The sequence below is a fragment of the Sporolactobacillus mangiferae genome (assembly GCF_023336505.1).
GTDB classification, from domain to species: domain Bacteria; phylum Bacillota; class Bacilli; order Bacillales; family Sporolactobacillaceae; genus Sporolactobacillus; species Sporolactobacillus mangiferae.
Genome location: NZ_JAMAST010000023.1, coordinates 23,957 through 34,002 on the forward strand (window position 1 = coordinate 23,957; position 10,046 = coordinate 34,002).

Below are 10,046 nucleotides of genomic sequence, written 5' to 3' on the forward strand. Positions count from 1 at the left end.
GGTGAACTTCAAAATTGAGAATGTCAGCTATAAATACAGCGCAGACGCGCCGCAAATCTTAGAAAATATCAATTTGGAGATTCGGCCAGCTGAAGTGACAGCGATCGTCGGTCCAAGCGGGTGCGGCAAATCAACTCTGGTCAGCATTTTAAGCGGCGTCATTCCGACTTTAATGAGTAAGGGAGAACTGTCAGGAACCGTTCAGACTGGAGAGAATGTCATGATCTCAGTTGTCAGCCAGACACCGGAAAATCAGCTGTTTGGCTATGGTGTAGAAGACGCGCTCGCCTTCGGAGTGGAAAATCTGGGCCTCGACAGTGAGGAAATTCATGCACGCGTCGAATCTGTCCTTGACCTGCTGAAAATTCAACACTTGAGAAAGCGTGCTGTAACGACGCTTTCCGGTGGGCAGCGCCAGGCGGTCTGCATTGCTTCCGTTCTGGCGATGCGTCCGGATCTCCTGATTATGGACGAGCCGGTAAGTTCGCTCGATCCTCAGGGCAAACGGCTGATTCAATCCGTGCTGGGCCAGTTGCGTGCATCGGGACAGACAACGGTCATTGTGGATAACAATCTGGACTGGTTTTCAGGAATCGTTGATCATGTCATCGGCATCGACAAGGGTAAAGTGGTCTTTGATGGAAGCAAAGAGGCATTTTTAACACGTTTTGATGTGCAGCAGCAGCTAGGCGTGCTGATTCCTCAGGAAGCTGAAATTTATCGGGTACTGTCAAACAGGTTTGCGGATCTGCCTCCTTTTTCAACGTTGGAAGATGCCTTCGAGGCACTTCGTGATCGCGTGGCTCCCAATATCAGTGGCTCGATTGAACCGGTGGAATCCCCTGAAGCTCCTGTACTGGAGACACGGTCACTCAGCAAAAGTTTCCAGGACGGTTTCCAGGCGCTGAAACATATCAATGCCCGGTTTTCAAAGGGGAAAGTCATCGCGATTCTGGGACAGAACGGATCTGGAAAAACAACTCTGGTCAAACATTTAAACGGTCTGTATCGTCCTTCGGAAGGCTCGGTGACCTACAAAGGCGCATCAACAGCCGGAAAATCAGTCGCTGAGATAAGCCGTGATATCATTCTTGTTTTTCAGCATCCGGAGCACATGCTTTTCGAGGAAAACGTGATTAAAGAATTAACGTTCTGTGCACGTGCACAGGGTATACCGTTCAGTGAGGAAGAAGCGCTTGCAGTTTTGGAAAAGTATGATCTGCTCAAGGACAAAGAAGAGCTTCCGGTTAACTTATCGATGGGCAGAAAGCATCTGCTGACGATTCTGTCCGTTCTCTTCTCAAGCGCAAAGGTGGTCATTCTCGATGAACCGACACTTGGCATGGACCTGCATTTGCGTGACCAGCTGGAGACCATTATCTGTGATCTGAAAAAACAGGGGAAGACGGTCATCCTGATCAGCCACGAGATTCCGCTTGTTTTCAAGATTTCCGATGAATTGATTGTTCTGGATCATGCGGAAAAACTTGCCGAGGGTACAGTTCGTCAGCTTGCCGAAAATGAGGCTCTTTTTGAGAGGGTTCATATTGATTTGCCACCGGTCGTTCAATTGTCCAAGCAGCTGGGTTTTCAGACACCCGCATGCGATGTCGAAAGCTTTGCGAATGCGATCACCGGCAGCAGGACAGGGGGTGCGGTTCTTGAGTGACTTTCTGCAGTATGTGGAATTGGATTCGTTTCTGCATCGTCTTGATCCACGTACGAAATTCGTTTTTTTCATTATTATGTCGATCCTGACTTCTTTTGTGAAAAGCGGTGCAGCACTCTTATTTCTTTTTCTCGTCTTCCTTTCGATCTGGCTGATCGGACGTATTGGCAAGTACATGCTCGTACTTGCCAATAAGGTAAAAGTGCTGCTGCTGTTTATTTTTCTGCTCTGGCTTGTGCTGGGTGCTTTTTCGGTCCACGGGGGACCGCTGATTTACCGCACGGCCTTTACTCTGTTTGGTAATCATTATGTTTTCAGTCTTGAATGGTACGATTTTTATAAAGGTGCTGTGTACGCCTTGCGTATTTTTCTGATGATCGCTGCATTCTACACGGTGATTCTGACGACTAATTTCAGCCAGATCATTCTCGGGCTGCAGTCATGGCGCGTACCTTATGCGGTTGCTTTCGGCGTTGGTCTCGTCTTTCAGATCATACCGATGATTGTTCAGGAATTTGCAACGATTATGGAGGCTCAGAAATCACGCGGCCTTGAAGTGGACAAATGCGGTCCGCTGGCAAAAATGAAAAACTATGTCATTGTTTCACTGCCGCTTCTGTTTCGCGTTTTGAGCAAAGGCCATGCCATTTCGCTTGCGATGCACTACTACAAACTGAATTTTAAAGTCAGGCGAACCTCCTACAAAATGATTAAGGCAACTTATTCCGATGTACTGTTTGCTTCGGCAACCCTTGTGGCAACCGTGGTAACGATCATTTTGCAGTTAACCTATTACATTCAAATTTAAATTTGATATGAACTGGGTGCCTGCTTCTGCTTCTAATTTTTGAAGATTATGAAAATAAAGGAGGAATTCAAGCATGATTTCAAAATGGGAGAATCTGACGAGGGACGAAATTGCGGCGATTGATAAGGATTCAGCGATTGTTTTTTTGCCGACGGCAGCAACGGAACAGCACGGACCGCATTTGCCAGTCGGCACAGATGCGATCATCCTGTCCGCGCTGATTGATCACTTTATCGAGACTCAGGAATTTGATAACGGTGCGCTGATCTTTGCTCCGCTGCTGAATGTCGGCAAGAGCAACGAGCATATGGGATTTGCCGGAACCATCACTTATGGAACGCGGACTTATTATGCAGTGCTGCATGATATTGCCGGTGCCATTGCTAAAAGCGGATTCAGGAAACTCGTGCTGTTCAACAGTCATGGGGGCAATACGGACATGCTCAACATGATCAGCCGCGATCTGCGCATTGATTTCGGTATGGATGTTTTTGTCTTTGACTGGTGGTTCACGCCATTCTGGGACAAAGGACTTGAAGGACTGAAAGAGTCCGGAAAGTACGGGGTTTTTCATGCCTGCGAACTGGAAACCTCTTTAATGCTGCACGCGGCACCTGAGACAGTGCATATGGAACTCGCGGTTGATGAGGATCCGAACAAGGCGCTGCGCAGCAATGATTTCGTCACGCTGTTCGGTCCGTACAATGCCGGGTGGAAAACCGCCGATGTGACAAAAAGTGGCGTGATCGGCGCACCAACTTATGCAACTGCTGAAAAAGGCAAAAGGCTGTTTGACTATGCAGTCAAAGAGCTTAAAGATATTATATCTGCTTTTGCACAAACCAATTATTAAGGAGGCCATATGAAGTGAAGAACTTCACCTTTGTCAACATCATTTTCTTTGTCATCTTTGGTGTATTTACCGGCGTGCTCTGGGCATACGGCAGCCCGATTCCGCTGATTCCGGGTGCCGTTCATTTCAGAACTTTTGCATTTATCATTCCTGCTATCGGCTTTTTATTCGGCCCGGTTACCGGCTTCTTCGCCGGATATATCGGCACGCTTGTCTGGTCACTGCTTGGTGGCTACTTTATCGCACCGCATACGTTGCTGGCGGACGGCATTACGGTTGCCCTCAGTGCAGCATTGCCGGCCTATGTTATGACTCGGAAAAAGTCACTTGATGAGCTGCTTCAGAACAAAACAGCATTCATCTGGCAATCCTTGTTCTGGTCGCTTCTGTTCGGTTGTCTGATGATTCTTGCGACCAGTCTGTCGCTGTCGTTCTTCACAGGCCTTGGCTACTGGTACTGCGTCGTTTGGATTGGTATTGCGGACGTTGTTCCGATTGCATTGACGCCATTTGTCGTTGTTCTGCTTGCGCCGCGACTCAAACGGATACAGACGATGATCCCGCGTATCTGAGGATCGTGAATTCAGAAGTCATCTCATGTAAAGTGAGGTGGCTTTTTTTGTACTATAAGAAAGTATATAAATTTTAAGGAACATAGCATAAGTGGTCCGAAAAAACGCCGCGTCCTGCGGCTTATCGGACACTAGGCAGTCCATGGCCGTCGTGACGGCGGCTTCGCCTTCGCCAGAAGCTTGGCGAAGCCAAGTTTTCTAATACTAACCAGTGTCTTATCGAGAATCAAAGCGGAGTGCGCTGGCGCCTGCGGAGCGTTCCTGTTGATCAGAGCCAGGGAAGACCCCGCAGGAATTTGCCTGCCTGAGGAGGCTTCCGGGTCGCCCGCGGCAAGCGAGTAACTGAAGCGTCGATGGCCGAAAATAAATAGATCAAAGACTCTGGTAGAAAGCTGTGAAAGCGCGCGATGACCGGTAAATCGCACTCAAACGACGACAGGGTTGCAATCAATGACCCGGTGTTTCACCCGGTTTTTCTGATACCATAGGAAAATGACTCCCGTGGCTTATAGTTTTCGCGTTCGTTCCCAATCCCAGAGAGTTTGTCGCATATTTGATGTCATTCATTGTGATTTTTGTAAATGTGTAAGATTTCGATGGACATATATATCGGAAACCGATATAATTAATGTATCGGCTAGCGATATATTTTTTAATAAGGAAGGGATTTAATTGCCAGAAAGCAGTGAGCGGGGTGCGCTGACTGAGGCGGTCTACTATATTTTGCTCTCTCTCTATACCCCTATGCATGGGTACGGGGTAATGCAAAAAGTTAAAGAAATGAGCGGCGGCAGAGTGGCTCTTGGTGCGGGCACACTTTATGGCGCGCTTAATACGTTGCTTCAAAAGGAATGGATCAGACCGCACGCCAGCCCGTCTTCCCGTAAAAAAGAGTATGAAATTACACCGGCAGGAAAAGCGGTCATCCACAACGAATTGCTTCGGCTGAAAGAACTGCTGCGTAACGGAGAAAAAACAATTGGAGGTGACCGGAATGAATAAAGTTATCTACCGAATGTTTTGGGATTATGAACGGGAGGAGGAATGGCTGAATCAGATGGCGGCAAAAGGATGGGCACTTGTCCACTATTTCTGGGCACGCTATGAGTTTGAACCATGCCATCCGGACGCATATATTTACAGAATCGAACTTCTGAGTCGAAAAAGAACTGATCTTAAAAGCCGGAAATATCTGCAGTTTTTGAAGGAATCAGATATTACACCGATTGCTTTTTACATGAACTGGGTTTATTTGCGGAAATCTGCAGGCGGTGAACCGTTTCAGCTCTATACGGATCTTGATTCAAGAATCGCTCATTATCAGCGCGTGAAAAATATGTGGCTGGGGATCATTCTGGCTGAACTGGCCGGATCCGGGATCAATTTCTCAATCGGCTTATCTGCAGTTTTTTATGAGGTCCACCTGTCCGGCTGGCTCAATATCGCCACCGGATTTCTCCTTTTGATCGGAAGCAGTATGCTTTTTCTGTACAGTCGCCGGCTGGAGCGAAAAATAAAGCAATTGGAAGCCGAGCGTCTGATTCGCGAATAGAGAGAGCATATTGTTCAAATCTTTTGTAAGTTTCTCCTATAATTAAATGTGAAGAAAGTACTGAGAAGGGAAGTTGATCAAAATGGATCCGAAAGCCAGAAAGGCCGCACTTCGCGGTATTACGTACGGATTGTATCTAGTCGGGACAAAGGATGAGGACGGTGTGAATGCTTTTGCGGGTAATTTTCTGACGCAGACTTCTTTTGAGCCCCCACTCGTGACCCTGGCCGTTAAAGCGGGTACGCGTTCGCAGCAGCAAATTGCGTCAAGCGGTGTTTTCAGTGTCAATGTACTGGAAAGCGGACAGAAAGATATGGTCACCGCTTTTTTCCGGGCGCTCCAAGTAGAAGGGAATAAACTCGCCGGATATGAATTTGATACGGCGGAGACCGGATGCCCAATTTTCAAAGACGCACTCAGTTTCTTTGAATGCAAAGTAGTTAATCGCCTTGAGATCGGCGATCACTATATTTATGTCGGTGAAGTGATTCATGCCGGTGTTCATCGTGAAGGCGATCCGCTGACGATGAAAGAAACCGGATTTTATTACGGAGGATGACGGAAACAGGTTCCGCTCGCCGCGAGACTGTGCTATAGTCCAAGTAAAGCATATGATTTGAAAAGTCAGACATCTGGGGTGAGTAACCGTAATGTACAGCTTTAAGAATGATTACAGCGAGGGTGCGCATCCGCAAATCCTGAACGCGCTGATTGAGACAAACCTTGTTCAGGAGGATGGCTATGGCGAAGATCAGTATTCGCTGCAGGCAGCCAAGCTGCTGAGAGAAAAAATGAACGATGATGAGGTGGCCATTCACTTTTTAACCGGTGGCACGCAGGCGAATTTGACGGCAATCGCTGCTTTCCTGCGACCGCATGAAGCGGCTGTTGCCGCTGCCACCGGGCATATTAATGTCCACGAGACTGGTGCCATCGAAGCAACCGGTCACAAGGTGCTGGCGGTGCCTTCAGGCAAAGACGGCAAGTTGACACCGACAGGTATTCAATCGCTGCTGGACGCTCATCCGGATGAGCACATGGTCAAGCCGAAGCTCGTATACATATCAGATACGACCGAGAACGGTGCCGTATATACGAAAAAGGAGCTTGAAGCACTCAACGCCTTCTGTAAAAATCGGCATCTGTACCTTTATTTAGACGGTGCGCGGCTCGGTTCTGCGCTCACCTCGCCGGCGAACGATCTGCAGCTGAGTGATCTGCCGAAGCTTGTTGACGCCTTCTATGTCGGCGGCACGAAAAACGGCGCGTTGATCGGAGAAGCACTTGTAATCTGCAACGATGCGCTGAAGGATGACTTTCGCTTTATCATGAAGCAAAGAGGCGCGATGCTGGCTAAGGGAAGGCTGACCGGAATTCAATTTCTGGTTCTGTTCCGGGACAATCTGTTCTTTGACCTTGCTGCGCATGCCAACGCAATGGCACTGAAGCTCAGCAATGCGATTCAGGAAGCAGGTTACGCTTTTCTCACCCCGCCGGTTTCCAATCAAATTTTCCCGATCCTTCCCCACTCACTATTGGATACACTGCATCAGCAGTTTCATTTCTTCGATTGGGAAAAAATTGATCATGAACATTCAGCTGCACGCCTTGTGACTTCCTGGGCAACCAAGGAAGAAGCCATTGATGCTTTTATTGCAAGCTTAAAAGAAAAAGTAACTAGATAGAAAAACGAGCATTTTGTAGAGCCGGGGAATGATCTCCGGCTCTTTAATATAAAAGCTGTGATGGGGAACTTCATTTTTTCTTTCAGACGGTTAAACGAAATCGGCAGTGGAACCGAACGTAGGGAATCATAACGAACGGCTTGAATTTTGTAACGAATGAGTCCCTAATCGTAACGAACAGCTTGAAATTAGTAACGAATGTCAGGAAAATTGTAACGAAAACACGAAAAGGGGGAGATGCTGAAATGGATGACCATAAACTGGTTATTCGAGAAGCGAAAAAATCAGATGCATTTGCCATCATTGACTATCTGAATCAAATAGCTGGAGAGACCGATTTCCTGACCTTTGGAAGCATTGATGAACTGAATTTGACTGTGGAGAAGGAAGAAAAGCTGGTTGAGGACTTTGCGGCCCGTGAAAATGCCATCTATCTGATTGCCTTATACGATGGACAGATCGTTGGCAGTTTGAATTTTGCCGGTGGAAGAAAAAGGCGCACCATGCATGTCGGCGAATTCGGCATCAGTGTGCGTCAGGATTATTGGAACAAGGGAATCGGCAGGGCACTTATTGCTCGAATGATCGAATGGAGCAAAGCAACCGGGATCATCCGCAAGATTAATCTGCGCGTGCGTTCGGATAATATGCGAGCGCTTCATCTGTACAAATCATTTGGTTTTTCGGAGGAAGGCATGATCACGCGTGATTTTTTAATTCACAACACTTTTTATGATTCTGTGCAGATGGGCCTGTTCATCGATTGAATCTGATGGGAGATCAGTGAATGAGTACACAATTTCAGGAGATTCCCGGTTCCGAACATTGGACGTCCGTCAAAGCTATCTATAAGGGCTGGTCTGACGATCAAAAATACAGAATCACGACACAATATCAATCGTACTTACTGAGAATATCCGCCGGATCACGTTTCAATGAGCGGAAAAAAGAATTTGAAATGCTCCAGAAGCTGCAAGGGATTGGCGCAAGTCCGGTTGCCTTCGGTACATGCGGTAAAGGGAAAAATTGCTATACACTAATGACCTGGATTGATGGCGAAGAGGCGAGCAAAGTGCTTCCTGCACTTTCTGCGGCAGAGCAGTACAGGCTCGGATACGAAGCCGGGCAAATCATGAAAAAGATACATACGATCCCTGCTCCGGAAAGTCAGCAACCCTGGCTTCCCTTCTATCAGCAAAAAATTGACCGCAAACTTCTGGCATATCAAAAATGCGCAATGTCAGTCGAAGGAGCTGCGGAAACCATTGCCTTCATTCAGTCACAGCGCGGGCTGCTGACCGAGCGGCCGCAATCACTTCAGCACGGCGACTTTCATTGCGGTAATATGATTGTCACAAAGAAGAAGACAATCGGCATCATTGATTTTGATCGTATAGATTTTGGCGATCCCTGGGAAGAGTTTAACCGCATTACTTGGTGTGCCAATGTAAGCCCTGCCTTTGCAACCGGAAGAATCAACGGCTATTTTAATGATCATATTCCGAATGGCTTTTTCCCCTGCATGGCACTTTATATTGCCACCAACATGATCAGTTCAATTCCATGGTCGATTGACTATGGTGAGCAGCAAATCAACGTCATGAAGCGTGAAATTAAGCAAACGCTCGATGCCTACCACTATTTTCATACGCTGATACCAAGATGGTATCAGCCACCGGAGCAGCTGCTCAAATAGTCGTCCGGTTTTTCGGTAAACCAGGGGCCGGATCGTAAGACCTATTAAGGTGAACATCACAGGGAGTGAACAACCATGAGCGATTTTTGGAAGGTAAAAAGATTCGATCAGCTTAGCGGACATGAAGTTTATGAGATTATGAGAGCGCGCGTCGATGTCTTTGTGGTTGAGCAGGAATGCCCTTACCATGAAGTTGATCCTTATGACTTAGTCAGTCTGCATGTTTATACGACGGACGTGGATGAATCAATCATTGCCTATGCCCGTATTTTTGAAATGGATGACGGAATATCGTTTGGCCGGGTGCTTGTCCGCAAAGATTGCCGCGGCAAGGGTCTGGCCAATTTGCTCGTTGCCAAAATACTGCGTGTGATTAAGAAACGTTTTGCGGGGATGCCGATTGCCATTGAGGCACAGGAGTACGTTCAGTCATTGTATACGTCTTTTGGCTTTGAGCCAGCCTCTGAAGTTTTCATGCTTGATGGTATCCCCCATGTGCGCATGGAAAAAAGGTGAGACAGCGGAAAGGGGGGGTCAAAAAATTGGAAACGATTAAAATGATTGTCAGCGATCTTGATCATACTCTATTAAACAATCAAGAAATGATTTCTGATCATACGGCACATGTTTTAAGACAATGCAGGCAAAAAGGAATTCGAATTGCCTTTGCTACGGCGCGTCCTGAGCGGGCAACTCGATTCATGCAGAAAAAAATACAACCCGATTTTATTATCGCAAATAACGGAGCAACCATTGTGAGCAACGGTCAGAACATTTACAATCGTCTCATTCCCAATGCATTAAAAAACCAATTAATCGAAACATTAATGTCTAAAAAAACGATTACATGTATTAGCGTTGAAGCGGGTGACTGCCTGTACACAAATTACATGGGAGAGCCCTGGGGCGCCGAATGGAACGCAGTATACACGGATTTTAAGAAAAAATTGACCGTTGACACGCCAAAGCTTTCCGTAGAATGCACGGACACTGCGACACTGAAACCAATGACAAAGAAGTACCCCAATCTCAGTTTTTACACAAACAACGGAGAAAATTGGTATCAGATTATGCAGAGAGATACAACGAAAATGAGCGGTATTTCTTTCGTTGCCGGGCGATTAAAAATAGACGTGGCGAATATTGCTGCATTTGGTGATGATCATAATGATCTTGAAATGCTGTCAAAATGTGGGGCAGGCGTGGCTGTA

At 47.0% G+C, this 10,046-nt stretch carries 12 protein-coding genes; all 12 read left to right on the top strand.

Annotation, left to right across the window (positions count from 1 at the left end):
* Window position 1 precedes the first annotated feature (1 nt).
* Window positions 2-1,669 (top strand): ABC transporter ATP-binding protein, encoded by a 1,668-nt coding sequence (locus tag M3N64_RS12935; RefSeq protein WP_249103437.1) that lies wholly within the window; start codon window positions 2-4, stop codon window positions 1,667-1,669.
* On the top strand, window positions 1,653-2,477 hold the full coding sequence (locus M3N64_RS12940; RefSeq protein WP_249103438.1) for an energy-coupling factor transporter transmembrane component T family protein: 825 nt from the start codon (window positions 1,653-1,655) through the stop codon (window positions 2,475-2,477). Before M3N64_RS12935 ends, M3N64_RS12940 begins: the two co-directional genes overlap by 17 nt.
* A gap of 73 nt (window positions 2,478-2,550) precedes the next feature.
* Window positions 2,551-3,330: a creatininase family protein gene (locus M3N64_RS12945; RefSeq protein ID WP_249103440.1), complete on the top strand. Its 780-nt coding sequence runs from the start codon at window positions 2,551-2,553 to the stop codon at window positions 3,328-3,330.
* A 14-nt stretch (window positions 3,331-3,344) separates the two neighbouring features.
* Window positions 3,345-3,902: an aminotriazole resistance protein gene (locus tag M3N64_RS12950; protein ID WP_249103442.1), complete on the top strand. Its 558-nt coding sequence runs from the start codon at window positions 3,345-3,347 to the stop codon at window positions 3,900-3,902.
* Between the two features lie 672 nt (window positions 3,903-4,574).
* The gene (locus M3N64_RS12955) at window positions 4,575-4,904 is read left to right on the top strand and encodes a PadR family transcriptional regulator (protein ID WP_249103459.1); all 330 of its coding nucleotides are present in this window, start codon (window positions 4,575-4,577) and stop codon (window positions 4,902-4,904) included.
* A complete protein-coding gene (locus tag M3N64_RS12960; RefSeq protein WP_249103461.1) occupies window positions 4,897-5,454 on the top strand; it encodes a DUF2812 domain-containing protein in 558 nt (185 codons plus the stop codon). The genes M3N64_RS12955 and M3N64_RS12960 overlap by 8 nt, the downstream gene beginning before the upstream one ends.
* Before the next feature lie 82 nt (window positions 5,455-5,536).
* Window positions 5,537-6,013 carry a flavin reductase family protein gene (locus M3N64_RS12965; protein WP_249103463.1) on the top strand — a complete coding sequence of 159 codons (477 nt, stop codon included), beginning with the start codon at window positions 5,537-5,539 and terminating at the stop codon, window positions 6,011-6,013.
* Window positions 6,014-6,104: 91 nt separating this feature from the next.
* Window positions 6,105-7,139 carry a threonine aldolase family protein gene (locus M3N64_RS12970; protein ID WP_249103473.1) on the top strand — a complete coding sequence of 345 codons (1,035 nt, stop codon included), beginning with the start codon at window positions 6,105-6,107 and terminating at the stop codon, window positions 7,137-7,139.
* 245 nt (window positions 7,140-7,384) lie between these two features.
* The gene (locus M3N64_RS12975; protein WP_249103475.1) at window positions 7,385-7,906 is read left to right on the top strand and encodes a GNAT family N-acetyltransferase; all 522 of its coding nucleotides are present in this window, start codon (window positions 7,385-7,387) and stop codon (window positions 7,904-7,906) included.
* Window positions 7,907-7,926: 20 nt separating this feature from the next.
* Entirely contained in the window at window positions 7,927-8,835 is a 909-nt protein-coding gene (locus M3N64_RS12980; RefSeq protein WP_249103477.1) for an aminoglycoside phosphotransferase family protein, read from the top strand.
* A gap of 75 nt (window positions 8,836-8,910) precedes the next feature.
* Complete coding sequence (locus M3N64_RS12985; RefSeq protein ID WP_249103486.1) at window positions 8,911-9,351, top strand: GNAT family N-acetyltransferase; 441 nt, start codon at window positions 8,911-8,913, stop codon at window positions 9,349-9,351.
* A 26-nt stretch (window positions 9,352-9,377) separates the two neighbouring features.
* A partial coding sequence (locus M3N64_RS12990) for an HAD-IIB family hydrolase (protein ID WP_249103488.1) occupies window positions 9,378-10,046 on the top strand: 669 nt, incomplete at its 3' end.

Excerpts from the sequence above, each read along its gene's own strand:
- M3N64_RS12945 (WP_249103440.1), top strand. The coding sequence starts at position 2,551 with ATGATTTCAAAATGGGAGAATCTGACGAGGGACGAAATTGCGGCGATT.
- M3N64_RS12980 (WP_249103477.1), top strand. The coding sequence starts at position 7,927 with ATGAGTACACAATTTCAGGAGATTCCCGGTTCCGAACATTGGACGTCC.
- M3N64_RS12970 (WP_249103473.1), top strand. The coding sequence starts at position 6,105 with ATGTACAGCTTTAAGAATGATTACAGCGAGGGTGCGCATCCGCAAATC.
- M3N64_RS12960 (WP_249103461.1), top strand. The coding sequence starts at position 4,897 with ATGAATAAAGTTATCTACCGAATGTTTTGGGATTATGAACGGGAGGAG.
- M3N64_RS12985 (WP_249103486.1), top strand. The coding sequence starts at position 8,911 with ATGAGCGATTTTTGGAAGGTAAAAAGATTCGATCAGCTTAGCGGACAT.
- M3N64_RS12975 (WP_249103475.1), top strand. The coding sequence starts at position 7,385 with ATGGATGACCATAAACTGGTTATTCGAGAAGCGAAAAAATCAGATGCA.
- M3N64_RS12965 (WP_249103463.1), top strand. The coding sequence starts at position 5,537 with ATGGATCCGAAAGCCAGAAAGGCCGCACTTCGCGGTATTACGTACGGA.